The 26284-nt window shown below is 61.4% G+C and carries 12 protein-coding genes, 2 tRNA genes and 3 rRNA genes; 10 read left to right on the forward strand and 7 right to left on the reverse strand.

What is annotated here, in order from left to right; all coding sequences use genetic code 11:
• Positions 1–22: 22 nt before the first annotated feature.
• The 7 genes from CXQ81_RS06015 to CXQ81_RS06045 all read right to left on the reverse strand — a co-directional run bounded on the left by CXQ81_RS06015 (position 23) and on the right by CXQ81_RS06045 (position 7980).
• Complete coding sequence (locus CXQ81_RS06015; RefSeq protein WP_007930689.1) at positions 23–949, reverse strand: ABC transporter permease; 927 nt, start codon at positions 947–949, stop codon at positions 23–25.
• Positions 949–2055: an ABC transporter permease gene (locus CXQ81_RS06020; protein ID WP_101336752.1), complete on the reverse strand. Its 1107-nt coding sequence runs from the start codon at positions 2053–2055 to the stop codon at positions 949–951. Before CXQ81_RS06020 ends, CXQ81_RS06015 begins: the two co-directional genes overlap by 1 nt.
• A 15-nt stretch (positions 2056–2070) precedes the next feature.
• The gene (locus tag CXQ81_RS06025) at positions 2071–3636 is read right to left on the reverse strand and encodes an ABC transporter ATP-binding protein (RefSeq protein WP_101336753.1); all 1566 of its coding nucleotides are present in this window, start codon (positions 3634–3636) and stop codon (positions 2071–2073) included.
• Positions 3637–4187: 551 nt separating this feature from the next.
• Positions 4188–4769, reverse strand: a complete 582-nt coding sequence (locus CXQ81_RS06030) for a YigZ family protein (protein WP_097139049.1) — start codon at positions 4767–4769, stop codon at positions 4188–4190.
• Between the two features lie 12 nt (positions 4770–4781).
• The gene (locus CXQ81_RS06035; RefSeq protein WP_101336754.1) at positions 4782–5444 is read right to left on the reverse strand and encodes a TetR/AcrR family transcriptional regulator; all 663 of its coding nucleotides are present in this window, start codon (positions 5442–5444) and stop codon (positions 4782–4784) included.
• 88 nt (positions 5445–5532) lie between these two features.
• Positions 5533–6927: a uracil-xanthine permease family protein gene (locus CXQ81_RS06040; protein ID WP_101336755.1), complete on the reverse strand. Its 1395-nt coding sequence runs from the start codon at positions 6925–6927 to the stop codon at positions 5533–5535.
• 132 nt (positions 6928–7059) lie between these two features.
• Complete coding sequence (locus CXQ81_RS06045) at positions 7060–7980, reverse strand: LysR family transcriptional regulator (RefSeq protein WP_007930700.1); 921 nt, start codon at positions 7978–7980, stop codon at positions 7060–7062.
• 126 nt (positions 7981–8106) lie between these two features.
• Between CXQ81_RS06045 and CXQ81_RS06050 the strand changes: the two genes are divergently transcribed.
• From CXQ81_RS06050 to recD, 10 genes are all read left to right on the forward strand, one after another.
• Entirely contained in the window at positions 8107–9456 is a 1350-nt protein-coding gene (locus CXQ81_RS06050; RefSeq protein ID WP_009042039.1) for an aspartate aminotransferase family protein, read from the forward strand.
• Positions 9457–9596: 140 nt separating this feature from the next.
• Positions 9597–11090 (forward strand): CoA-acylating methylmalonate-semialdehyde dehydrogenase, encoded by a 1494-nt coding sequence (locus tag CXQ81_RS06055; protein ID WP_007930704.1) that lies wholly within the window; start codon positions 9597–9599, stop codon positions 11088–11090.
• 628 nt (positions 11091–11718) lie between these two features.
• A 16S ribosomal RNA gene (locus CXQ81_RS06065) occupies positions 11719–13255 on the forward strand.
• A 65-nt stretch (positions 13256–13320) separates the two neighbouring features.
• Positions 13321–13397: transfer RNA gene (locus tag CXQ81_RS06070), tRNA-Ile, on the forward strand.
• 26 nt (positions 13398–13423) lie between these two features.
• A tRNA-Ala gene (locus CXQ81_RS06075) sits at positions 13424–13499 on the forward strand.
• 239 nt (positions 13500–13738) lie between these two features.
• Positions 13739–16630: ribosomal RNA gene (locus CXQ81_RS06080) — 23S ribosomal RNA — on the forward strand.
• 139 nt (positions 16631–16769) lie between these two features.
• Positions 16770–16885, forward strand: a 5S ribosomal RNA gene (gene rrf / locus CXQ81_RS06085).
• Together the 16S, 23S and 5S rRNA genes with 2 tRNA genes alongside form the textbook arrangement of a ribosomal RNA operon.
• A 163-nt stretch (positions 16886–17048) precedes the next feature.
• The gene (recC, locus tag CXQ81_RS06090; protein ID WP_101336756.1) at positions 17049–20501 is read left to right on the forward strand and encodes an exodeoxyribonuclease V subunit gamma; all 3453 of its coding nucleotides are present in this window, start codon (positions 17049–17051) and stop codon (positions 20499–20501) included.
• A complete protein-coding gene (recB, locus tag CXQ81_RS06095) occupies positions 20498–24190 on the forward strand; it encodes an exodeoxyribonuclease V subunit beta (protein ID WP_101336757.1) in 3693 nt (1230 codons plus the stop codon). Before recC ends, recB begins: the two co-directional genes overlap by 4 nt.
• A complete protein-coding gene (gene recD / locus CXQ81_RS06100) occupies positions 24187–26256 on the forward strand; it encodes an exodeoxyribonuclease V subunit alpha (protein ID WP_007922147.1) in 2070 nt (689 codons plus the stop codon). Before recB ends, recD begins: the two co-directional genes overlap by 4 nt.
• Positions 26257–26284: the final 28 nt, after the last annotated feature.

Consider the following 26284-nt stretch of genomic DNA (forward strand, 5'->3'; position numbering starts at 1 on the left):
ATAACGCCCGCCCGAACGCTACCTATCGCCCCGCCTGCCACGGCTGCCCCAGCGACACCGGCGCATACAGGCGGGTGCGCAGCGCATCCCGGGACAGCAGCACCAGCACCAGGATGGTCGCGGCATACGGCAGCATCGCCAGCAGGTTCGAGGGGACCGCCAGGCCCAGGCCTTGCGCCACCAGGTGCAGGATGCTGGCGAGGCCGAACAGGTAGGCGCCGAGCAGCAGGCGCCACACCCGCCAGCTGGCGAACACCACCAGCGCCAGGGCGATCCAGCCGCGCCCGGCGCTCATGTTTTCCGCCCACATCGGTGTATAGGCCAGGGACAGGTAAGCCCCGGCCAGGCCAGCCATGGCGCCGCCGAACAGTACCGCCAGGGTGCGTACCCGCAGCACCGGCAGGCCCATGGCGCTGGCCGCGTCGGGGTTTTCGCCGACCGCCTGGATGATCAGGCCGACCCGGCTTTTCAGGATCACCCAGGCCACCAGGGCGAACAGGGCGAAGGACAGGTAGACCAGCAGGTCCTGGGCAAACAGCATGCGCCCGATCAAGGGGATTTCGCTCAGCAGCGGAATCGCCATGGGCTCGAATCCGGCCAGCGGTTTGCCGACCCAACTGGCGCCGACGAAGCTCGACAGCCCGACCCCAAAGATGGTCAGGGCCAGGCCGGTGGCCACCTGATTGGCGTTGAACACCAGTGCCACCAGGGCGAACAGCGATGACAGCAGCATGCCGGCGAGCATCGCCAGCAGTACGCCGAGCCACAGGTTGCCGCTGTTCAGGGCGACGATAAAACCGATCACCGCGCCAAACAGCATCATGCCTTCCTGGCCGAGGTTGAGGACGCCGCTCTTCTCGCAGATCAGTTCGCCCAGGGCCACCAGCAGCAGCGGCGTACCGCAGCGGATCATGGCGTAGAAAATATTGCTCAACAGATCGATATCCATCACAGCGCTCCTGCCTGCACGCAAGGGTTGGCGGCGCGACGTGCCCAGCGCAGGTTCAGGCGCGGCCGATAGAGAATCAGCACGTCACTGGCCAGCAGGAAGAACAGCATCATGCCCTGGAACAACTGGGTGATGGCTTGCGGCAGGTTGAGGCTCATCTGCGCGTTCTCGCCGCCGATGTACAGCAGCGCCATCAGCAGGCTGGAGAACAGAATGCCGATCGGGTGCAGGCGGCCGAGAAAGGCCACGGTGATCGCCGCATAGCCATAGCCAGGCGATACCTGGGGCACCAGCTGGCCGATGGGGCCGGTGACTTCGCACACCCCGGCCAGGCCGGCCAGCCCACCGCTGATCAGCAGCGCCAGCCAGATCAGGCGCTTCTCGCGAAAACCGACGAAGCCGGCGGCGCGCTTGTCCAGCCCCAGCACCTTGATCTGGAACCCGACGAAGCTTTTTTGCAGCAGCACCCACACCGCCACCAGGGCCAGCAGGGCGAAATACACCCCGGCATGCACCCGGCCGTCTTCCAGGAGCAGCGGCAGGCGGCTGGCATCGCCGAACATCGCCGACTCGGGGAAGTTGAACCCGGCCGGGTCTTTCAGCGGCCCGTGCACGCAGTACAGCAGCAGGTTCAGGGCGATGTAGTTGAGCATGATGCTGGTGAGGATTTCATTGGCGTTGAAGTGCGTGCGCAACCAGGCGGTGAGGCCGGCCCAGGCGGCGCCGGCCAGGGTGCCGGTGAGCAGGATCAGCACCAGCGCCCAGCGGCTTTGCAGGTCGATGATGTTCACCGCCAGGGCGCTGCCGGTCAGGGCGCCGAGTAGAAGTTGGCCTTCGGCGCCGATGTTCCAGATCCGCGCCTGATACGCCACGGCCAGGCCGAGGGCACAGAGCAGGATCGGCAGGGCCTTGACCAGCAGTTCGGAGACGCCATACAGGTCGCTGATCGGGGCGATCAGCAAGGTGTGCAAGGTTTCCAGCGGGTCGTGGCCCAGGGCGACGAACAGCAACGAGCCACAGCCCAGGGTCAGGGCCGCGGCCAACAGCGGCGAGCACCAGAGCATCAGGCGCGATTGCTGGCCGCGGGGTTCGAGAGAAAGCAGCATAAATAAACAGCTCCGTTACGCTGGCTGAGCGGATAAGTGGACGGGGGTATCGAACTGACCGGCCATCCAGCCGCCGACTTCGACCAGGCTGGTGTCCGCGGTGGCCTTGAGCGCCGACAGGCGACCGCTGCACAGGGCTGCCAGGCGATCGCTGATCTGGAACAGTTCATCGAGGTCTTCGGAAATCACCAGGATCGCCGCGCCCGCATCGCGCAGGGCCACCAGGGCCCGGTGGATAGTCGCGGCGGCGCCGACGTCGACGCCCCAGGTCGGGTGCGCGGCAATCAGCAGCCTGGGGCGCTGGAGGACTTCCCGGCCGAGGATGAATTTCTGCAGATTGCCGCCGGACAGGCTGCGGGCGGCGGTCTGGCTGTCCGGCGTTTTCACCGCGAAGCGGCGAATGATGTCCTCGGCCAGGGCCAGCACCTTGTCGCGCTGAATCAGGCCTTTGCTCACCAGCCCTTGCTGGAAGGCGGTCAGCAGGGCGTTGTCCGCCAGGCTCAGTTCCGGCACGGCGCCGTGGCCCAGGCGCTCGGCCGGGACGAACGCCAGGCCCAGTCGGCGGCGGGCATCGGGATGCAAATGGGCAACGTACTGGCCGGCGAAGCGCAGGGTGGAAGCCGCGGCACGGCCAAGACGCTGTTCGCCGCTGAGCAGGGCCAGCAGTTCGTCCTGGCCATTGCCGGCGACCCCGGCGATGCCGACGATTTCACCGCTGCGCACGTCCAGGTCGATGTCCTGGAGCGAGCAGCCGAACGGGTCCGGATTGGGCCAGGAGAGTTTCTGTACCTGCAGGAAGGCCTCGCCGCCCTTGGCCTTCGGGTAATCGGTGATCAGGCCCGCGGCTTCGCCGACCATCAGCCGCGCCAGTTCCTGGTCCGAGCACTCGGCGGGTATGCAGTGCCCGGCAACCCGTCCACCGCGCAGCACCGTGGCGCTGTGGCACAGGGCGCGGACTTCGCCGAGCTTGTGGCTGATGAACAGAATGCTGCAGCCCTCGCTGGCCAGGCGGCGCAGGGTGACGAACAGTTCGTCGGCCTCCTGGGGCGTCAGCACCGAGGTCGGCTCGTCGAGGATCAGCAGGCGGATGTCCTGCATCAGGCAGCGAATGATCTCCACCCGCTGGCGTTCGCCGATGGACAGGCTGTGCACCAGGCGTTCCGGCTCCAGGGCCATGCCGTAGCGCTGCGAGACCTGGCGGATCTTCGGTTCCAGCTGCTTCGGTGTGCCGGCCGCGGTGCCCATGGCCAGGGCGATGTTCTGCGCCACGGTCAGGGTCTCGAACAGCGAGAAATGCTGGAACACCATGCCGATCCCCAGGCTGCGCGCCTGGGCCGGATTGCGCATGAGCTGATGCTGCCCCTGCCAGATCACCTCGCCCGAGTCGGCCTGGGTCACCCCGTAGATGATTTTCATCAGAGTGCTTTTGCCGGCGCCGTTTTCACCGAGCAGGGCGTGGATTTCCCCCGGCTGGATACTCAGGTCGATCCCGTCGTTGGCCAGGCAACCGGGATAACGCTTGGTTATTCCGCGCAGTTGCAGGCGGGGTGTTGCAGCGGGGATGGGAACAGGGTTGGGCATGACGGACTCGGGTTGCTGAACGTTATGCCGGTGGATAAAGCAATTTCCTGGCCAGTGAGTCAGGAAACTACCGAGACCCCGATGAACTGCGGCCTCGTGCCCCCTTTGCTCGTTACCTGCACCGCTGTTTGGCACCAGTTCAGGGCAAGGAGCTTGAAACGGCGGCGGTTTTGCCCGAACGGTCTGGTCGAAAAATGATCAGGTGCCTGCAAGCCTTGCGCTCTATGCGGCTGGCGCAGCCTTGCACGGGTTATCCACAGCTTGTTCCACAGTATTTGTGTGCAAGCCCGAAGACCGGGCATAAGCACTGTGTGGCTTTCTTCTAAAAGCGATAAACCAGGCTAACTTACTGTTTTAATTTGAAAAATATGTTTTTGGCGGGTGATTGGCTGAAAAGTGAGCAATCGCTGCAAAGCCACGTGACAGAAGGGTTACAGGCAAGTGTGCTCAGGTTATCCACAGTCGGGTGCACAGCAGGTGTGGGCAAGTCGGCTATCCACCGGGCCGTTGTGCACAGGATAATTTCGAGGCGTTGGTGCGTATTGGTGCGCTCAGCGCTGCAAGAGGATGCGCCCGCGACTCAGGTCGGCCAGCTGGCTTTGCAAGGTGGCGATCTGGCTTTCGCCCAGGGCCAGTTGCAGTTCTACGCCGTTGGCCGTGAAGTGTTCCTCGACCAGCAGCCCGCCGAGTTCGGCGACCCGCAGCTTGACCAGTGCCAGCTCGCTGAAGCTGCAGGCGCAACGCAGGGCTACGCGGCTGACCAGCTCGATGCGTTCGGCGCCTTGCAGGCATTTGTTGGCGCTGCCGCCATAGGCGCGGGCCAGGCCGCCGGTGCCCAGCTGAATGCCGCCGTACCAGCGAATCACCAGCACCGCGACCTGATCGCAGTCCTGGGCTTCGATGGCCGCGAGGATCGGGCGGCCGGCGGTGCCGCCGGGCTCGCCGTCGTCGCTGCTGCGGTATTGCTCGGCGAGTTTCCAGGCCCAGCAGTTGTGGGAGGCATTGGGATCGCTGTGCCGTTCGATAAAGGCTTGGGCCTCGGTCGCGCTGCTGATTGGCGCGGCGAGGGCGATAAAGCGGCTTTTGCGAATCTCTTCGCGGTATTCGCAAAGGCCGGCGAGGGTAAAGGGCATGCGTTGTGTTCTTTATAAGGCAGGCTTGAGACCGCACCCCTTGAGGATGATGCGGATCAGGTTGTTGCCGGCGTCTTCCATGTCCTGCTTGGTCAGCTTGCTGCGACCGGTGACGCGGCAGATCTGGGTGGCGAAGTCGGCGTAATGCTGGGTGCTGCCCCACAGCAGGAAGATCAGGTGCACCGGGTCCACGGGGTCCATCTTGCCGGCGTCGATCCAGGCCTGGAACACCGCGGCGCGCCCCTGGAACCAGGCGCGGTAGTCCTGGCTGAAGTATTCGCTGAGGCATTCGCCGCCGCTGATGATCTCCATGGCGAAGATTCGCGAGGCCTGCGGCTGGCGCCGGGAGAACTCCATCTTGGCGCGGATGTAGCGGGTCAGCGCTTCGGTCGGGTCGTCCTCGGCGGTCAGGGTGTTGAAGGTGCTGTCCCACAACTCGAGGATGTTGCTCAGCACCGCGACATACAACCCAAGCTTGTTGGTGAAGTAGTAATGCAGGTTGGCCTTGGGCAGGCCGGCATTCTGCGCGATGGTGTTCATGCTGGTGCCTTTGAAACCGTGACGGGCGAACTCGTCTTCGGCGGCCTTGATGATCGCTTCTTCGTTTTTCTGACGAATACGGCTGGCGGGCTTGGCGGTTTGAGGGCCGGCGTGGGCTGGGACTTCAAGGGTCATAGGCATTTCCGAGCTGTTCTGTGGGTGCAACCAGTGCGTTGATAGCGCACCCACAGGCCTCAGACAAGTCTTAATGGGCAGAAAACCCTCAAAGCGGTTCCAGGGTGTCGCTTTCGCCGGCCGGATTTGCGTCACGCAGCGCGGCCCGGTCTTCCGGCAGCAACAGGCACATGAGGATTGCGGTCAGGCCGCCGCTGGTGATCGCCGAGTCGAACAGGTTCTGCACCACCTTGGGCAACAGGTGCAGCAGGTTTGGTTGCGCCGCGATCCCCAGGCCGACGCCGAAGGAGGTGGCGATGATCAGCATGCTGCGCCGGTCCAGCGGTGCCTGGGCGAGGATGCGCACGCCGGCCGCGGCGACGCTGCCGAACATCACCAGGGTGGCGCCGCCGAGCACTGGCTTGGGGATTTGCTGCAGCACCGCGCCGATCAGTGGAAACAGGCCCAGGCAAAACAGCAACAGGCCGATGTACAGCCCGACATGGCGGCTGGCCACGCCGGTCAGCTGAATCACCCCGTTGTTCTGGGCGAAGGTGGTGTTGGGGAAGGCGCTGAAGGTCGCGGCGATCATGCAGCTGACGCCGTCGCCGAGAATGCCGCCCTTGAGCCGGCTTATATAAGAAGGGCCGCTGATGGGCTGGCGGGCGAGCATGCAGTTGGCGGTCAGGTCGCCGACGGTTTCGAGGGTGCTGATCAGGTAGATCAGCGCCACGGGCAGGAACGCCGTCCAGTCGAAGCTGAAACCGAAGCGGAAGGGTGTCGGCAGGCTGATCAGCGGCAGGTCGGGCAACGCCTGGGGCACCAGCTTGCCGCTGAACCAGGCGGCGAGGCTGCCCAGGGCCAGGCCGATGATGATCGCCGACAGTCGTACCCAGGGCGTGTTCGAGCGGTTCAGCAGGATGATGGTCAATAGCACCAACAGGCCCAGCGCCAGGTTGCCCGGCGCGCCGAAATCCGCGGCATTGAAGCCGCCGCCCAGGTTGGTGATGCCGACCTTGATCAGGCTGACACCGATCAGGGTAATCACGATGCCGGTGACCAGCGGCGTAATGACCCGGCGCAATTGGCCGATGAAGCGGCTCAGGACGATCTGCACCGCCGCGCCGAAAAAGCACACGCCAAAAATCATCGCTAGGATGTCTTCCGGGCTGCCGCCCCGTTGCTTGACCAGAAAACCTGCGGACAGCACCGCGCCGAGGAAGGCAAAGCTGGTGCCTTGCAGGCAGATCATCCCCGCGCCGATTCCGAACGGCCGACGCGCCTGAATGAAGGTGCCGACGCCGGAAACCATCAGCGCCATGCTGATCAGGTAGGGCAGGTGGGCGCCCAGGCCCAGGGTCGAGCCGATCACCAGCGGCGGGGTGATGATGCCGACGAAACTCGCCAGCACATGCTGCAGGGCGGCGAGGATCGCGGCGAGTGGTTTCGGGCGATCGTCGAGACCGTAGATCAGGTCGCTTTGGCGCAAGGTGTCTGGCTGCATGGACGGGGAACTCAGGGCTGATGGTTCAAGGTCATCGTGCCCTGCAAAAAGCTGTCCAAGTGCTCAGGTTATTGCCTGTGTTTGCCGTTATGGGGCAATGGGGGCGGGGCTTTTATAGTGTCGTAGGTTTTTTCAGCGGGTGGCCGCCAGGCTGTCCAGGAAGCTTTCCAGCACCAAATGGGGGCGACGGCCCTTGCGTGTGACCGATGCCAGGCTCAGGTCATAAAAACGTGAACCGGGTTTGAGCGCGCGCAGTCGTCCCTGCTGGACCCAGAGGCTGGCGTAGTGGTCCGGCAGGTAGCCAATGTAGCGTCCGGTGAGAATCAGGAACGCCATGCCTTCGCGGTCCGAAGCGCTGGCGGTGCAATTGAGCGCCTGGTAATGGGCCTGGATCTCGGCGGGCAGGCGGAAGGTCGGGGCGATGGCGTCCTGCTCGTTGAGGCGCCGGTCGTCCAGTTGCTTGTCGTCGACATAAAACAGCGGATGGCCGACGGCGCAATAAAGCAGCGAGCGTTCGCTGTACAGCGGTTGGTATTCCAGCCCGGACAAGGCACTGGCCTGGGGCACTACGCCGACATGCAGGCGCCCGTCGAGCACGCCTTGTTCGACTTCGTTGGGGGCGATCATGCGGATCTGGATCTGCACGTCCGGCCCGCGCTCCTTCAGTTGCGCCAGTGCATGGGTGATGCGCATGTGGGGCAGGGTGACCAGGTTGTCGGTCAGGCCGATGATCAGTTCGCCACGCAGGTGCCGGTGCAGGCCGTTGACCTCGGTACGAAAGCTTTCCAGGGCGCTCAACAGTTGCAGGGCCGATTGATATACCTCGCGACCCTCTTCGGTCAGCGAGAAACCGGCGCGTCCGCGTTGGCACAGGCGCAGGCCGAGACGCTGCTCGAGGTCGCTCATCTGCTGGCTGATGGCTGAGCGACCGATGCCGAGCACAGTTTCCGCGGCGGAGAAGCCACCGCACTCGACCACGCTGCGAAAGATCCGCAGCAGGCGGATATCAAAGTCGCTGACTTGCGCCAGCGGGTCGGCGCGACGGCTGCTCATAGTTTAGTGGGCCACTGACTGAAGGTTATAAAAGTTGGATTTCACCGACTTTATAGCCGTGGCAACTTAGCTGCAACAACGCTTTCCGATCCCTGCGCCGCTTATTGCCCTGCGAGGTTTTGCCCCATGAACATGCATGAAAACGCTCCGGCTTCCCTGGCCAGCCAGCTCAAGCTCGATGCTCACTGGATGCCCTACACCGCCAACCGCAACTTCCAGCGCGATCCGCGCCTGATCGTCGCCGCCGAAGGCAGCTGGCTGGTCGACGACAAGGGGCGCAAGGTCTATGACTCGCTGTCCGGCCTGTGGACCTGTGGCGCCGGCCACACCCGCAAGGAAATCCAGGAAGCGGTGGCCAAGCAACTGGGCACCCTCGATTACTCGCCAGGCTTCCAGTACGGTCACCCGCTGTCGTTCCAGCTGGCCGAGAAAATCACCGCACTGACCCCGGGCAATCTGAACCATGTGTTCTTCACCGACTCCGGTTCCGAATGCGCCGATACCGCGGTGAAAATGGTGCGCGCCTACTGGCGCCTGAAAGGCCAGTCGACCAAGACCAAGATGATCGGCCGTGCCCGTGGCTATCACGGCGTGAACATTGCCGGCACCAGCCTCGGCGGGGTCAACGGCAACCGTAAACTGTTCGGCCAGGCGATGATGGATGTCGACCACCTGCCGCACACCCTGCTGGCAAGCAACGCGTTCTCCCGTGGCATTCCGGAGCAGGGCGGTATCGCGCTGGCCGACGAACTGCTCAAGCTGATCGAACTGCATGACGCCTCCAACATCGCCGCGGTGTTCGTCGAGCCTCTGGCCGGTTCCGCTGGCGTGCTGGTGCCGCCACAGGGTTACCTCAAGCGCCTGCGGGAAATCTGCGACCAGCACAATATCCTGCTGGTGTTCGACGAAGTGATCACCGGTTTCGGCCGTACCGGCAAGATGTTCGGTGCCGACAGCTTTGGCGTGACCCCGGACCTGATGTGCATCGCCAAGCAAGTCACCAATGGCGCGATTCCGATGGGCGCGGTGATTGCCAGCTCCGAGATCTACCAGACCTTCATGAACCAGCCGACCCCCGAGTACGCGGTGGAATTCCCCCACGGCTATACCTACTCGGCGCACCCAGTGGCTTGCGCGGCCGGTCTGGCGGCACTGGATCTGTTGCAGAAAGAAAACCTGGTGCAGAGCGTCGCTGACGTGGCGCCGCATTTCGAGAAGGCGCTGCACGGCATCAAGGGGGCGAAGAATGTCATCGACATCCGTAACTTCGGCCTGGCCGGCGCCATCCAGATTGCCCCGCGCGATGGTGATGCCATCGTGCGTCCGTTCGAAGCGGGCATGGCCCTGTGGAAAGCCGGTTTCTACGTACGCTTCGGCGGCGACACCCTGCAGTTCGGCCCGACCTTCAACAGCAAGCCGCAGGATCTGGATCGTCTGTTCGATGCCGTCGGCGAAGTGCTGAACAAGCTCGACTGATTCCCCAAAACTGTAGGAGATGAGCTTGCTCGCGATGGCGTACTTATAGGCGCCATCGTGGTTTGGCTCATATTCAAAGTCATCTATATAGAGCAGGCGCCCCTTGGTGGGCGCCTGTGGACAACTTCAGGAGTTCCCCGATGAGCGTTATCCCGCATTTGATCAATGGTGAACTGGTGACCGAGAGCGGTCGCGCGGTCGATGTGTTCAATCCGTCCACCGGTCAGGCGATCCACAAGCTGCCGCTGGCCAGCCGCGAAACCATCCAGAGCGCCATCGATGCCGCCAAGGCTGCCTTCCCGGCCTGGCGCAACACGCCGCCGGCCAAGCGTGCCCAGGTGATGTTCCGCTTCAAGCAATTGCTGGAGCAGAACGAATCGCGCATCGCCCAGTTGATCAGCGAAGAACACGGCAAGACCCTGGAAGACGCCGCCGGTGAGCTCAAGCGTGGTATCGAAAACGTCGAGTTCGCCTGTGCCGCTCCGGAAATCCTCAAGGGCGAGTACAGCCGCAACGTCGGCCCGAACATTGATGCCTGGTCCGACTTCCAGCCGCTGGGCGTGGTTGCCGGCATCACCCCGTTCAACTTCCCGGCGATGGTGCCACTGTGGATGTATCCGCTGGCGATCGTCTGCGGCAACTGCTTCATCCTCAAGCCATCCGAGCGTGACCCGAGTTCGACCCTGCTGATTGCCCAGCTGCTGCTGGAAGCCGGCCTGCCGAAAGGCGTGCTGAGTGTGGTGCACGGCGACAAGGCCGCGGTGGACGCGCTGATCGAAGCGCCGGAAGTCAAGGCACTGAGCTTCGTTGGTTCGACGCCGATTGCCGAATACATCTACGCCGAAGGCACCAAGCGCGGCAAACGCGTGCAGGCACTGGGCGGCGCGAAGAACCACGCCGTGCTGATGCCGGATGCCGACCTGGACAACGCGGTCAGTGCCTTGATGGGCGCGGCCTATGGTTCCTGCGGCGAGCGTTGCATGGCGATCTCGGTTGCCGTGTGTGTCGGCGACCAGGTGGCCGATGCGTTGGTGGCCAAGCTGGTTCCGCAGATCAAGGCGCTGAAAATCGGTGCCGGCACTTCTTGTGGCCTGGACATGGGGCCGCTGGTCACAGGGCAGGCGCGGGACAAGGTCAGCGGTTATGTCGAGGATGGCGTGAAGGCAGGCGCGAAACTGGTGGTCGACGGCCGTGGCCTGAGCGTGCCGGGCCATGAAGAAGGCTTCTTCCTTGGTGGCTGCCTGTTCGACAACGTCACCCCGGAAATGCGCATCTATAAAGAAGAGATCTTCGGGCCGGTGCTGTGCGTCGTGCGGGTGAACAGCCTGGAAGAGGCCATGCAACTGATCAACGATCACGAATATGGCAACGGCACCTGCATCTTTACCCGTGACGGTGAAGCGGCGCGTCTGTTCTGTGACGAGATTGAAGTCGGGATGGTAGGCGTCAACGTACCGCTGCCGGTACCGGTGGCGTACCACAGCTTCGGCGGCTGGAAGCGTTCGCTGTTTGGCGACCTGCATGCCTACGGTCCGGACGGCGTGCGCTTCTATACCCGTCGCAAGGCGATCACTCAGCGTTGGCCACAGCGTGCCAGCCATGAAGCCTCGCAGTTCGCCTTCCCTAGCTTGTAATTAGTAGAAGGGTATTAAAGGCCGCCCCCTTGGGGCGGCCTTTGCTTTTAGGGGCGGTTTTGACCGATATGACAGATTTGTGAAAATAAGTGTTGACGGCAGATTCTGGAAGTCTATAATTCGCCCCACTTCCGGCGCAGTCGAAACGGAAAACTCCTTGAGATTCAACGAGTTACGCGGTTTTCGGCAGTGGTTGCGCTTCAGTTCATCGAAGCCCGAAGGAGTTGATTCGGCAGTAAGTTTTCGCCGAGTTAACGATTCGATCTTCTCGGTCGAAAGCGGAGAAAAAGAGGTGTTGACAGCAGCGTGTAACGCTGTAGAATTCGCCTCCCGCTGACGAGAGATCGGAAGCGCAAGTGGTTGAAGTTGCAAAGGAAACTTTGAGAACTTCTTAAAATAACCGCTTGACAGATGCAGAGGCTGCTGTAGAATGCGCGCCTCGGTTGAGACGAAAGACTTAACCAACCGCTCTTTAACAACTGAATCAAGCAATTCGTGTGGGTGCTTGTGGAGTCAGACTGATAGTCAGAAAGATTATCAGCATCACAAGTTACTCCGCGAGAAATCAAAGATGTAACCAACGATTGCTGAGCCAAGTTTAGGGTTTTCTCAAAACCCAAAGATGTTTGAACTGAAGAGTTTGATCATGGCTCAGATTGAACGCTGGCGGCAGGCCTAACACATGCAAGTCGAGCGGTAGAGAGGTGCTTGCACCTCTTGAGAGCGGCGGACGGGTGAGTAATGCCTAGGAATCTGCCTGGTAGTGGGGGATAACGTTCGGAAACGGACGCTAATACCGCATACGTCCTACGGGAGAAAGCAGGGGACCTTCGGGCCTTGCGCTATCAGATGAGCCTAGGTCGGATTAGCTAGTTGGTGAGGTAATGGCTCACCAAGGCGACGATCCGTAACTGGTCTGAGAGGATGATCAGTCACACTGGAACTGAGACACGGTCCAGACTCCTACGGGAGGCAGCAGTGGGGAATATTGGACAATGGGCGAAAGCCTGATCCAGCCATGCCGCGTGTGTGAAGAAGGTCTTCGGATTGTAAAGCACTTTAAGTTGGGAGGAAGGGTACTTACCTAATACGTGAGTATTTTGACGTTACCGACAGAATAAGCACCGGCTAACTCTGTGCCAGCAGCCGCGGTAATACAGAGGGTGCAAGCGTTAATCGGAATTACTGGGCGTAAAGCGCGCGTAGGTGGTTCGTTAAGTTGGATGTGAAATCCCCGGGCTCAACCTGGGAACTGCATCCAAAACTGGCGAGCTAGAGTATGGTAGAGGGTGGTGGAATTTCCTGTGTAGCGGTGAAATGCGTAGATATAGGAAGGAACACCAGTGGCGAAGGCGACCACCTGGACTGATACTGACACTGAGGTGCGAAAGCGTGGGGAGCAAACAGGATTAGATACCCTGGTAGTCCACGCCGTAAACGATGTCAACTAGCCGTTGGGAGCCTTGAGCTCTTAGTGGCGCAGCTAACGCATTAAGTTGACCGCCTGGGGAGTACGGCCGCAAGGTTAAAACTCAAATGAATTGACGGGGGCCCGCACAAGCGGTGGAGCATGTGGTTTAATTCGAAGCAACGCGAAGAACCTTACCAGGCCTTGACATCCAATGAACTTTCCAGAGATGGATTGGTGCCTTCGGGAACATTGAGACAGGTGCTGCATGGCTGTCGTCAGCTCGTGTCGTGAGATGTTGGGTTAAGTCCCGTAACGAGCGCAACCCTTGTCCTTAGTTACCAGCACGTTATGGTGGGCACTCTAAGGAGACTGCCGGTGACAAACCGGAGGAAGGTGGGGATGACGTCAAGTCATCATGGCCCTTACGGCCTGGGCTACACACGTGCTACAATGGTCGGTACAGAGGGTTGCCAAGCCGCGAGGTGGAGCTAATCCCACAAAACCGATCGTAGTCCGGATCGCAGTCTGCAACTCGACTGCGTGAAGTCGGAATCGCTAGTAATCGCGAATCAGAATGTCGCGGTGAATACGTTCCCGGGCCTTGTACACACCGCCCGTCACACCATGGGAGTGGGTTGCACCAGAAGTAGCTAGTCTAACCTTCGGGAGGACGGTTACCACGGTGTGATTCATGACTGGGGTGAAGTCGTAACAAGGTAGCCGTAGGGGAACCTGCGGCTGGATCACCTCCTTAATCGACGACATCAGCTGCTTCATAAGCTCCCACACGAATTGCTTGATTCATTGAAGAAGACGATTGGGTCTGTAGCTCAGTTGGTTAGAGCGCACCCCTGATAAGGGTGAGGTCGGCAGTTCGAATCTGCCCAGACCCACCAATTACTGGTGCACCCTGTAGCGATACGGGGCCATAGCTCAGCTGGGAGAGCGCCTGCCTTGCACGCAGGAGGTCAGCGGTTCGATCCCGCTTGGCTCCACCATTACAGATTGGTGTCCATCGTTTAAAGCTTAGAAATGAGCATTCCATCAAGTTGATGGTGAATGTTGATTTCTGATCTTTATCAGAATCGTTCTTTAAAAATTTGGGTATGTGATAGAAAGATAGACTGGATAGCACTTTCACTGGTGTTGTTCAGGCTAAGGTAAAATTTGTGAGTTTAATCGCGAATTTTCGGCGAATGTCGTCTTCACAGTATAACCAGATTGCTTGGGGTTATATGGTCAAGTGAAGAAGCGCATACGGTGGATGCCTTGGCAGTCAGAGGCGATGAAAGACGTGGTAGCCTGCGAAAAGCTTCGGGGAGTCGGCAAACAGACTTTGATCCGGAGATGTCTGAATGGGGGAACCCAGCCATCATAAGATGGTTATCTTGTACTGAATACATAGGTGCAAGAGGCGAACCAGGGGAACTGAAACATCTAAGTACCCTGAGGAAAAGAAATCAACCGAGATTCCCTTAGTAGTGGCGAGCGAACGGGGACTAGCCCTTAAGTGGCTTTGAGATTAGCGGAACGCTCTGGAAAGTGCGGCCATAGTGGGTGATAGCCCTGTACGCGAAAATCTCTTAGTCATGAAATCGAGTAGGACGGAGCACGAGAAACTTTGTCTGAATATGGGGGGACCATCCTCCAAGGCTAAATACTACTGACTGACCGATAGTGAACTAGTACCGTGAGGGAAAGGCGAAAAGAACCCCGGAGAGGGGAGTGAAATAGATCCTGAAACCGTATGCGTACAAGCAGTGGGAGCAGACTTTGTTCTGTGACTGCGTACCTTTTGTATAATGGGTCAGCGACTTATATTCAGTGGCGAGCTTAACCGAATAGGGGAGGCGTAGCGAAAGCGAGTCTTAATAGGGCGTTTAGTCGCTGGGTATAGACCCGAAACCGGGCGATCTATCCATGGGCAGGTTGAAGGTTAGGTAACACTGACTGGAGGACCGAACCGACTACCGTTGAAAAGTTAGCGGATGACCTGTGGATCGGAGTGAAAGGCTAATCAAGCTCGGAGATAGCTGGTTCTCCTCGAAAGCTATTTAGGTAGCGCCTCATGTATCACTGTAGGGGGTAGAGCACTGTTTCGGCTAGGGGGTCATCCCGACTTACCAAACCGATGCAAACTCCGAATACCTACAAGTGCCGAGCATGGGAGACACACGGCGGGTGCTAACGTCCGTCGTGAAAAGGGAAACAACCCAGACCGTCAGCTAAGGTCCCAAAGTTATGGTTAAGTGGGAAACGATGTGGGAAGGCTTAGACAGCTAGGAGGTTGGCTTAGAAGCAGCCACCCTTTAAAGAAAGCGTAATAGCTCACTAGTCGAGTCGGCCTGCGCGGAAGATGTAACGGGGCTCAAACCATACACCGAAGCTACGGGTATCACGTAAGTGATGCGGTAGAGGAGCGTTCTGTAAGCCTGTGAAGGTGAGTTGAGAAGCTTGCTGGAGGTATCAGAAGTGCGAATGCTGACATGAGTAACGACAATGGGTGTGAAAAACACCCACGCCGAAAGACCAAGGTTTCCTGCGCAACGTTAATCGACGCAGGGTTAGTCGGTCCCTAAGGCGAGGCTGAAAAGCGTAGTCGATGGAAAACAGGTTAATATTCCTGTACTTCTAGTTATTGCGATGGAGGGACGGAGAAGGCTAGGCCAGCTTGGCGTTGGTTGTCCAAGTTTAAGGTGGTAGGCTGGAATCTTAGGTAAATCCGGGATTCTAAGGCCGAGAGCTGATGACGAGTTACCTTTTAGGTGACGAAGTGGTTGATGCCATGCTTCCAAGAAAAGCTTCTAAGCTTCAGATAACTAGGAACCGTACCCCAAACCGACACAGGTGGTTGGGTAGAGAATACCAAGGCGCTTGAGAGAACTCGGGTGAAGGAACTAGGCAAAATGGCACCGTAACTTCGGGAGAAGGTGCGCCGGTGAGGGTGAAGGACTTGCTCCGTAAGCCCATGCCGGTCGAAGATACCAGGCCGCTGCGACTGTTTATTAAAAACACAGCACTCTGCAAACACGAAAGTGGACGTATAGGGTGTGACGCCTGCCCGGTGCCGGAAGGTTAATTGATGGGGTTAGCTAACGCGAAGCTCTTGATCGAAGCCCCGGTAAACGGCGGCCGTAACTATAACGGTCCTAAGGTAGCGAAATTCCTTGTCGGGTAAGTTCCGACCTGCACGAATGGCGTAACGATGGCGGCGCTGTCTCCACCCGAGACTCAGTGAAATTGAAATCGCTGTGAAGATGCAGTGTATCCGCGGCTAGACGGAAAGACCCCGTGAACCTTTACTATAGCTTTGCACTGGACTTTGAATTTGCTTGTGTAGGATAGGTGGGAGGCTTTGAAGCGTGGACGCCAGTTCGCGTGGAGCCATCCTTGAAATACCACCCTGGCAACTTTGAGGTTCTAACTCAGGTCCGTTATCCGGATCGAGGACAGTGTATGGTGGGTAGTTTGACTGGGGCGGTCTCCTCCTAAAGAGTAACGGAGGAGTACGAAGGTGCGCTCAGACCGGTCGGAAATCGGTCGTAGAGTATAAAGGCAAAAGCGCGCTTGACTGCGAGACAGACACGTCGAGCAGGTACGAAAGTAGGTCTTAGTGATCCGGTGGTTCTGTATGGAAGGGCCATCGCTCAACGGATAAAAGGTACTCCGGGGATAACAGGCTGATACCGCCCAAGAGTTCATATCGACGGCGGTGTTTGGCACCTCGATGTCGGCTCATCACATCCTGGGGCTGAAGCCGGTCCCAAGGGTATGGCTGTTCGCCATTTAAAGTGGTACGCGAGCTGGGTTTAGAACGTCGTGAGACAGTTCGGTCCCTATCTGCCGTGGACGTTTGAGATTTGAGAGGGGCTGCTCCTAGTACGAGAGGACCGGAGTGGACGAACCTCTGGTGTTCCGGTTGTCACGCCAGTGGCATTGCCGGGTAGCTATGTTCGGAAAAGATAACCGCTGAAAGCATCTAAGCGGGAAACTTGCCTCAAGATGAGATCTCACTGGAACCTTGAGTTCCCTGAAGGGCCGTCGAAGACTACGACGTTGATAGGTTGGGTGTGTAAGCGCTGTGAGGCGTTGAGCTAACCAATACTAATTGCCCGTGAGGCTTGACCATATAACACCCAAGCAATTTGCGCTTAACAGCCAGATTGCGGTGTGTGAAGACGAAACGAACCGAAAGTTCGAGAAAACACACAAACTATCGCATACCCAACTTGCTGAAGCGTCGAAAGACGACTCGGCACACCGAATTTCTTGACGACCATAGAGCATTGGAACCACCTGATCCCATCCCGAACTCAGCAGTGAAACGATGCATCGCCGATGGTAGTGTGGGGTTTCCCCATGTGAGAGTAGGTCATCGTCAAGATTAAATTCCGAAACCCCAATTGCGAAAGCAATTGGGGTTTTGTTTTTGTGCGACAAAAAATGCCTCATTCCTCGCAACACTCACGTTGGTCCTCTCAGCTGTCACCGCTGCGTGACAGTGCTAAGGTTCGGCCCTAGCTTTTGCATTTTCCAAGGAAGCCCTTATGCCGGACGCCACGTCCCTCAGCGCTGGTTTTATGGTGGTTCACGGTAACCGCCTGGACGAGTTGCGCAGCCTGGTGGTCAGCTGGATGCGGCGTTACCCCTTGGCGCCGCTGGAGAATGAGATCGCCCTGGTCCAGAGCAACGGCATCGCCCAATGGCTGAAGCTGGCCTTGGCTGAGGATCCTGAGGATGACGACATGGGCGGCTGTGGCATCGCTGCTGCCATCGATGTGCAGCTCCCCGGCAGTTTCATGTGGCAGCTCTATCGCATGGTGCTGGGACGCGATGAAATCCCGCCTAAATCCCTGCTGGATAAAGCGCCGCTGACCTGGCGTCTGATGCGGCTTCTGCCCGAACTGATCGATCAGCCGCACTTCGAGCCTCTACGACGCTTCCTCACTCACGACACGGATCTGCGCAAGCGCTATCAATTGGCCGAGCGCCTGGCTGACCTGTTCGACCAATATCAGGTCTATCGCGCCGATTGGCTGGAAGACTGGGCCGCAGGCAGGCATCAACTACGCAGCGCTCGAGGCGAAGCCAAGGCCCTGACCCCCGCCAACTGCTGGCAGGCCGAACTGTGGCGGGCGTTGTTGCTGGATGTGGGGGAGGAGGGCATGGCGCAGAGTCGCGCCGGTGTTCACCAGCGTTTCATCGAACGTATTCTCAGCCTGGAAACGGCGCCACAAGGGTTGCCCTCGCGAGTGATCGTTTTCGGGATTTCCTCCCTGCCGGCGCAAGCCCTGGAAGCCCTAGCTGGACTGGCCCGCTTCAGCCAGGTACTGCTGTGTGTACACAACCCTTGTCGTCACCATTGGGCGGATATCGTCGCCGACAAGGACCTGCTGCGCCATCAATACAAGCGTCAGGCGCGCAAGGCGGGAATGCCGGTGGTGCTTGATCCGCAGACCCTGCATCAACATGCCCACCCGCTGCTCGCCGCCTGGGGTAAACAGGGTCGTGACTACATCAATCTGCTCGACAGTTATGACGATCCCAACAGCTATCGCTCGGCCTTTCGCGACGGCCGTATCGACCTGTTCAGCGAGAGTCAGCCGCAGACCCTGCTGAATCAGCTGCAGGACGATATCCTCGAATTGCGCCCGCTGGAGGAAACCCGCCAGTTATGGCCGGCGGTCGATCTGCACCAGGACAAGTCGATCCGTTTTCACATTGCCCACAGTGCCCAGCGCGAAGTGGAGATCCTCCATGACCAGCTGCTTGCGCGCTTCAGTGAGGACCCTGAATTGCGTCCGCGGGATGTGATCGTGATGGTCCCGGATATCGACAGTTACGCACCGCATATTCGCGCGGTCTTCGGCCAGTTGGAGCGTGACGATCGACGTTTTATTCCGTTCACCCTGACGGACCAGGGCCAACGTGGCCGCGACCCACTGCTGATTGCCGTGGAGCATCTGCTCAAGCTGCCGGACAGCCGGTTCCCCGTCAGCGAAATCCTCGACCTGCTGGATGTTCCGGCATTACGCGCACGTTTTGGCGTTGATGAGGCCGATCTTCCGACCTTGCATCGCTGGATCGAAGGCGCCGGCATCCGCTGGGGCATGAACGCCGAACAACGGGCCGACCTGGGATTGCCGGAGGAGCTGGAGCAGAACAGCTGGCGTTTCGGCCTGCGCCGCATGTTGCTGGGTTACGCCGTGGGACGCTCCGATGCCTGCGAGGGGATCGAGCCTTACGACGAGATTGGTGGCCTGGATGCGGCACTGATCGGGCCGCTGGTGGCTCTGCTCGATGCCCTGGAGATGGCGTATCAGAACCTCACTTTACCGGCTTCGCCGCCACAGTGGGGCGAACGCCTGCAAGCACTCACGCAGCAATTCTTCCTGGCCAGTACCGAGCATGACGACTACCTGCTGAGCCAACTCGAAGACTTGCGCGAAACCTGGCTGGAAACCTGCGAATCGGTTGGCCTGCATGATGAGCTGCCGCTGACCGTGGTCCGCGAAGCCTGGCTGGCTGGCCTGGACCAGGGCCGCTTGTCCCAGCGTTTCCTGGCCGGTGCGGTGAACTTCTGCACGTTGATGCCGATGCGCGCGATTCCCTTCAAGCTGGTATGCCTGCTGGGGATGAACGACGGCGACTACCCGCGGGCGCAACCGCCGCTGGATTTCGACCTGATGGGCAGCGACTACCGGCCCGGCGACCGCTCGCGGCGCGAAGACGACCGTTACCTGCTGCTGGAGGCGCTGCTTTCGGCGCGGGATCAGCTGTACGTCAGTTGGGTCGGTCGCAGCATTCGCGACAACAGCGAGCGCCCGGCCTCGGTGCTGATCGGCCAGTTGCGCGATCACCTGGCCAGTGGCTGGAAGCTGGCGAATGACCAGGACAATCTGCTCGACGCCATGACCCAGGAGCATCCACTGCAACCTTTCAGTGCCCGCTACTTCCATGAAGGCCATGGGCTGTTCAGCTATGCCCGAGAGTGGCAGCTGTTGCACCAGGCCCAAGCGGCTCCTCAAACGCTCGAACTTCTGGCGCCCTATGTCCAGGAAGAGCCGTTGAGCCTGGGGCAGTTGCAGGACTTCCTGCGTAACCCGGTACGGCATTTCTTCAGTCAGCGCCTCAAGGTGTTCTTCGAGGCGGCCGACGCGCCATTGGCCGACGAGGAACCCTTTGTACTCGACGCGCTGCAACGCTACAGCCTGAGCGACAGCCTGCTGGAGGCGGCGTTGAACTGCGCCGATGATCCGGACCAGGCCCTGCAGGCCCAGGCGCAACGGCTACAAGCCAGCGGCTTGTTACCCATGGCCGGTTTTGGCGAGAGCCTGCAACGAGAGCTGATCGAGCCCTTGCCGGATCTGTTGATACGCTATCGGCAATTGCTGGAGTTATGGCCAACGCCGGTCACCAGCGCCTTGCCGATTACCCTTGAACTCAAGGAAGTGAAACTCGAAGGCTGGCTGAGCGGCCTGCACCAACGTAGCGACGGCGGGCTGCTGTCGGTCACCACCATCCCCAACAGCATCGGCTCGCCCAAGACCCGCAAATGGCACCGTCTGACCCGGCCCTGGGTCAATCATCTGGTGGCCTGTGCCAGCGGTTATGCCTTGACCACCGCGCTGGTGGCCAGCGACGACACCTTGTTGCTGCCGCCTCTGGACCGCGATGTGGCGCTGCAAAGCCTGGGCGATCTGCTGCTGGCCTGGCAGGCGGGCATGTGCCAGCCGTTGCCGGTAGCCGTGAAAACCGCTTTTGCCTGGTTGGGCCAGAGCGATCCGGGCAAGGCCGAAGCGGCGGCGCGCAAAGCTTATGAAGGCGATGGCCAGACCAGCGATGGCGAACGTCGGGAAAGCCCGGCCCTGGCGCGTCAGTACCCGGACTACAACGCGTTGATCGCCGACGAAACCTTCTGCGGCTGGGTTGATGCGCTGTACCGCCCACTATTACAGGCGCCCTGGCGCTCCGCGGCCAATGGGGAGGCTGACGCATGACCCGGCAAGCACCTTTGGCCCTGGCGTTCCCGCTACGAGGCAGCCAACTGATCGAAGCCAGCGCCGGCACGGGCAAGACCTTTACCATCTCGGCGCTTTACCTGCGCCTGGTGCTGGGGCACGGCGGCGAGCCGGCCGGGTTCGGTCGCGAGTTGCTGCCACCGCAGATTCTGGTGGTGACCTTCACTGATGCGGCGACCAAGGAACTGCGTGAGCGGATCCGCACCCGCCTGGCTGAAGCCGCACGCTTCTTCCGCGATGAAACCGCCGCGCCCGACGCGCTGATCGCCGAGTTGCGCGATCAGTTCGCCGCCGAACAATGGCCGGGCTGCGCCAGCCGCCTGGACATCGCCGCGCAATGGATGGACGAGGCCGCGGTCTCGACCATCCACAGTTGGTGCCAGCGCATGCTGCGCGAGCATGCGTTCGACAGTGGCAGCCTGTTTACCCAGACCCTGGAAACCGACCACAGCGATCTGCTGGGCGAAGTGCTACGCGACTACTGGCGGCTGTTTTGCTACCCGATGCAGGGCGATGCGTTGAACTGGGTGCGGGCCAACTGGGGCGGGCCCGCGGCCTTGCTGCCCAGGGTACGCGCGCTGTTTGGCAGCGAGCGAGAAGTGGACGCGGAGCAGACGCCGGCGCAGTTGATCGAAGCTTGCTTGCTGGAGCGTCGCGTGGCGTTGGTGCAGCTCAAGGCGCCTTGGCGGCAATGGGCTGAGCAACTGCGGGAGATCTGCTTGCAAGGCGTCGCCAGCAAGGCGGTCGATGGCCGCAAAATGCAGGCGCGTTACTTCGAGCCCTGGTTCGAAAAGATCACCGCCTGGGCCGAAGACGAATCCATAGAGCAACTGGATATCGGTACCGGCTTCAGCCGCCTGACCCCCGAAGGCATGGCCGAGGCCTGGAAAGGCGATGCGCCGGATCATCCCGCGCTGGACGCCATGGCCGGGCTCAAGGTCGCGCTCGATGCCCTGCCGAGCCCCGACGCTGCGGTGTTGCAACACGCCGCGCGTTGGGTCGGCGCGCGCTTCGAGGAGGAGAAGCGCCGCCGTGCCGAGATGGGCTTCGACGACATGCTGCTGCGCCTCGACGCCGCGTTGCAGGCCGAGGGTGGCGAGCGTCTGGCGACGCTGATTCGCGAGCAGTTCCCGGTGGCCCTGATCGACGAATTCCAGGACACCGACCCGGTGCAGTACCGGATCTTCGAAAGTATCTACCGCATCGAGGACAACAACCCCGAGACCGGGCTGTTCCTGATCGGCGACCCCAAGCAGGCGATCTACGCCTTCCGTGGGGCGGACATTTACACCTACCTGCGCGCTCGCCAGGCCACCAGCGGCCGCTTGCATACCCTGGGCACCAACTTCCGTTCCAGCCACGCCATGGTCAAGGTTGTGAACCATGTATTCGAGCGTGCCGAGTCCCGTGAACAGGGACGCGGCGCGTTCCTGTTCCGGGAAAAGAGCGGAGAGAACCCGGTGCCGTTCCTGTCGGTGGCCTCCCAGGGGCGCAAGGAGCAGCTACACAGAGAAGGGCAGGTGGTGCCGGCGCTGAATGTCTGGCACCTGTCCACGGAGCAAGCCATTTCCGGTGCGCTGTATCGGCAGCAACTGGCGGCGGCCTGCGCCAGCGAAATCGTCGCCTTGCTCAACGGCGGACAGCAGGCCAGCACCGGCTTCGCCCGCGACGGCCAGCCCTTCAAGGGGCTGCTGCCGGCGGACATCGCCATCCTGGTGCGCGATGGCAAGGAGGCCCAGGCCGTGCGCGGCGAACTGGCCGCGCGCGGGGTGCGCAGCGTGTACCTGTCGGACAAGGACTCGGTGTTCGCCGCCCAGGAAGCCCACGACCTGCTGGCCTGGCTCAAGGCCTGTGCCGAACCGGATATCGAGCGCCCGCTGCGCGCCGCGCTGGCCTCCATCACCCTGAACCTGCCGCTGGTTGAGCTGGAGCGCCTGAACCAGGACGAGCTGGCCTGGGAGAGCCGGGTCATGCAGTTTCGCGGTTATCGCCTGATCTGGCGTACCCAGGGTGTGCTGCCGATGTTGCGACGCCTGCTGCATGACTTCCAGTTGCCCCAGGCCCTGATCGCCCGCAGCGATGGCGAACGGGTCCTGACCAACCTGTTGCACCTGTCCGAACTGTTGCAGCAGGCGGCCGCCGAGCTGGATGGCGAACAAGCGCTGATCCGCCACCTGGCCGAGCACCTGGCCTTGTCCGGGCAGGCTGGCGAAGAGCAGATCCTGCGCCTGGAAAGCGACGAACAACTGGTCAAGGTGGTGACCATCCACAAATCCAAGGGCCTGGAGTACCCGCTGGTGTTCCTGCCGTTCATCTGTTCGGCCAAGCCGGTGGATGGCAGTCGTCTGCCGCTGCACTACCACGACGAGTCGGGCAAGGCCCAGGTGACGCTGCGGCCGACCCCGGAGCTGATTGCCCAGGCCGACGACGAACGCCTGGCCGAAGACCTGCGCCTGCTCTACGTGGCGCTGACCCGCGCGCAGCATGCCTGCTGGCTGGGTGTCGCCGACCTCAAGCGCGGCAACCACAACAGCTCGGTGCTGCACCTCTCGGCCCTGGGCTACCTGTTGGGCGGCGGTGCGTTGTTGAACGAGTCCAGTGGCCTGGCGCGCTGGCTGCAAGACCTGCAACAAGGCTGCGAGGCCATGAGTGTCAGCGAAATGCCCGGCGCCTCCGACAGCCGCTTCCATCCGCCGCGCAACGACGCCACCCTGCTGGCGCCCCTGGCTCCCAAGCGGCGCGCCGCGGAGAACTGGTGGATCGCGTCCTATAGTGCTCTGCGCATCAGCGACAGCCTGGGGGCCGGCAATACCGAGGCGCCGGAAAGCCCGCAGGCGCAGAAACTCTTCGACGATGAACGCCTCGACCCCGATGCTCCGCGTGAAGTCGTGGCCAGCGGCGCGGACATCCATCGCTTCCCCCGTGGGCCGAACCCGGGGACCTTCCTCCACGGCCTGCTGGAGTGGGCCGGTGGCGAGGGGTTCGCCGCCGACCCCGTCGCCATCGAGGACGCCATCGCTCGGCGCTGCAATCGCCGCGGTTGGCAAGGCTGGATCAAGACCCTGAGCGACTGGTTGCGGCATCTGTTGCAACTGCCTTTGCCAGCCGGGACGGGACGACTGCCGGTGGTGCTCGCACAGTTGAGCCAATACCGGGTCGAGATGGAGTTCTGGTTCGCCAGCCACAAGGTCGATGTGCTCAAGCTCGACGAGTTGGTGCGCCAGTACACCCATCAAGGCGTGCCTCGGGTGACCGCCGAACCTGTCCTGCTCAATGGCATGTTCAAGGGCTTCATCGACCTGACCTTCGAACATGAAGGGCGCTATTACGTGGCCGACTACAAATCCAACTGGCTGGGCGTGGATGACGCCGCCTATACCGAGCAGGCCATGGAACAATCGATTCTCGACAACCGTTATGACCTGCAATACGTGCTGTACCTGCTGGCCCTGCATCGCCAGTTGCGGGCGCGCCTGGCGGACTACGATTACGACCGGCACATGGGCGGTGCCCTGTACCTGTTCTTGCGCGGCACGGGCTCGGCCAGCCGCGGCGTGTTTTTCACCCGGCCACCCCGTGAGCTGATCGAGCGCCTGGACCGCTTGTTCCAGGGCAAACCCGAGCAGCCCAGGGCAGAGCCGGCGTGGGAACAGGGAGTATTGCTGTGATCGAGGATCTGCTGACGCCGCTGGAACCCCAGCCCGACCTGGCGCCCCTGGTTCGGGCCGGCGATTTGCTGCTGTTGCTCGATCGTTGGGTCGAGCGCGGATGGTTGCGCGCCCTGGACAAGGCTTTCGTAGGCTTCCTCCATGAACTGGAGCCACAAGGCGATCCACTGGTGCTGATGGCCGCGGCGTTGACCAGCCATCAACTGGGCCACGGGCATGTTTGCCTGGACCTGTTCGAAACCCTCAAGGAGCCGGACTTCGCCCTGTCCCTGCCGCCGGAAGGCGACCTGCAAAGCACGGCGGCGGTACTGCCGTCGCAGGTGCTGGCGACGCTGGACGGCGCACACTGGTGCAAGGCCCTGGCGGCCAGTCGCCTGGTGGCGTTGGCGGCCGACCAGAGCGAGCAGGCCCGCCAGCGGCCGCTGGTGTTGTCGGGCAAGCGCCTGTATCTGCGCCGTTACTGGGCCTATGAGCGGCGCATTGACAATGCCTTGCGCCAGCGCCTGGCGGTGCAGGAGGAAACTCCCGCGGATTTGGCCGAGCGCCTCGGCGGTCTGTTCGGTGCGGCCAAGGCAGCGGGGCCGGTGGACTGGCAGAAGCTTGCCTGTGCGCTGGCCACCCGAGGCGCCTTCAGCATCATTACCGGCGGGCCGGGAACCGGTAAGACCACCACCGTGGTGCGCCTGCTGGCCTTGCTCCAGGCCCCGGCTGTCGAAGCCGGAAAGCCTTTGCGCATCCGCCTCGCCGCGCCTACGGGCAAGGCGGCGGCGCGCCTGACCGAATCCATCAGCCTGCAAGTGCGCTCCCTGTCGGTCGACGACAGTGTGCGCGAGAAGATCCCCAGCGACGTGACCACGGTGCACCGCCTGCTGGGCAATCGTCCGGGAACCCGGCACTTTCGCCATCACGCCGGCAACCGCTTGCCCCTGGATGTGCTGGTGGTCGACGAAGCCTCGATGATCGACCTGGAGATGATGGCCAATCTGCTCGATGCGCTGCCGGTGCACGCGCGCCTGGTGTTACTCGGGGACAAGGATCAACTGGCCTCGGTGGAAGCCGGTGCGGTGCTTGGCGACCTGTGCCGCGATGCTGAGGCCGGCTGGTACAGCCCGCAGACCCGCAGCTGGCTCGAGGCCGTCAGCGGCGAACAACTGGCGGACAGCGGACTGCAGGAAGACAACGCCGGCACTCACCCGCTGGCCCAGCAGGTGGTGATGCTGCGCCACTCCCGGCGCTTCGGCGAAGGCAGCGGTATCGGCCAGCTGGCGCGCTGGGTCAACCAGCAGCAGGCCGAGGAAGCGCGCCGGCTGCTGGCTGCCCGCAGCCACGCCGACCTGTATGGCCTGAGCCTCAAGGGCGAGCAGGACCGCGCCCTGGAGCGCTTGCTGCTGGAAGGCCACGGCGACGGGCCGCAGGGTTACCGGCATTACCTGAGCCTGTTGCGCGGCCAGCGCCCGCCTGCCGATACAGCGCTGGAAGATCCGCGCTGGACCGCCTGGGCCCGCGATGTGCTGCTGGCCTTCGACCAGTTCCAGTTGCTCTGCGCGGTGCGCAAGGGGCCTTGGGGTGTCGAGGGGTTGAACCAGCGGATCACCGCTGCCCTGTTCAAGGCGCGGCTGATCGAAAGCGATCAGCAGTGGTACGAAGGTCGTCCGGTGCTGATGACCCGCAACGATTACGGCCTGGGCCTGATGAACGGCGATATCGGCATTGCCCTGAAACTGCCCGAGCACGAAGGCACGCAAGACGGACGCCTGGTGCTGCGGGTGGCCTTCCCGCGCAACGACGGCCAGGGAGGCGTGCGTTTCGTGCTGCCGAGCCGGCTCAACGATGTGGAAACCGTGTACGCCATGACCGTGCACAAATCCCAGGGCTCGGAGTTCGCCCACACCGCGCTGATCCTGCCCGAGGCGTTGAACCCGGTGCTGACCAAGGAGCTGATCTACACCGGTATCACCCGGGCCAAGGACTGGTTCAGCCTGATCGAGCCGCGGGCCGGGGTGTTCGAAGAGGCGGTGCGGCGCAAGGTCAAGCGCCTGAGCGGGTTGATGCTCGACCTGGGTTGAACGCCGAGGCACTGGCGTTCGGCACTCG

Source organism: Pseudomonas sp. 09C 129 (assembly GCF_002843625.1).
Taxonomy (GTDB): domain Bacteria; phylum Pseudomonadota; class Gammaproteobacteria; order Pseudomonadales; family Pseudomonadaceae; genus Aquipseudomonas; species Aquipseudomonas chlororaphis.

Coding starts and splice junctions, on each gene's coding strand:
- CXQ81_RS06015 (WP_007930689.1), bottom strand. CDS start 949: ATGGATATCGATCTGTTGAGCAATATTTTCTACGCCATGATCCGCTGC.
- CXQ81_RS06020 (WP_101336752.1), bottom strand. CDS start 2,055: ATGCTGCTTTCTCTCGAACCCCGCGGCCAGCAATCGCGCCTGATGCTC.
- CXQ81_RS06025 (WP_101336753.1), bottom strand. CDS start 3,636: ATGCCCAACCCTGTTCCCATCCCCGCTGCAACACCCCGCCTGCAACTG.
- CXQ81_RS06030 (WP_097139049.1), bottom strand. CDS start 4,769: ATGCCCTTTACCCTCGCCGGCCTTTGCGAATACCGCGAAGAGATTCGC.
- CXQ81_RS06035 (WP_101336754.1), bottom strand. CDS start 5,444: ATGACCCTTGAAGTCCCAGCCCACGCCGGCCCTCAAACCGCCAAGCCC.
- CXQ81_RS06040 (WP_101336755.1), bottom strand. CDS start 6,927: ATGCAGCCAGACACCTTGCGCCAAAGCGACCTGATCTACGGTCTCGAC.
- CXQ81_RS06045 (WP_007930700.1), bottom strand. CDS start 7,980: ATGAGCAGCCGTCGCGCCGACCCGCTGGCGCAAGTCAGCGACTTTGAT.
- CXQ81_RS06050 (WP_009042039.1), top strand. CDS start 8,107: ATGAACATGCATGAAAACGCTCCGGCTTCCCTGGCCAGCCAGCTCAAG.
- CXQ81_RS06055 (WP_007930704.1), top strand. CDS start 9,597: ATGAGCGTTATCCCGCATTTGATCAATGGTGAACTGGTGACCGAGAGC.
- recC (WP_101336756.1), top strand. CDS start 17,049: ATGCCGGACGCCACGTCCCTCAGCGCTGGTTTTATGGTGGTTCACGGT.
- recB (WP_101336757.1), top strand. CDS start 20,498: ATGACCCGGCAAGCACCTTTGGCCCTGGCGTTCCCGCTACGAGGCAGC.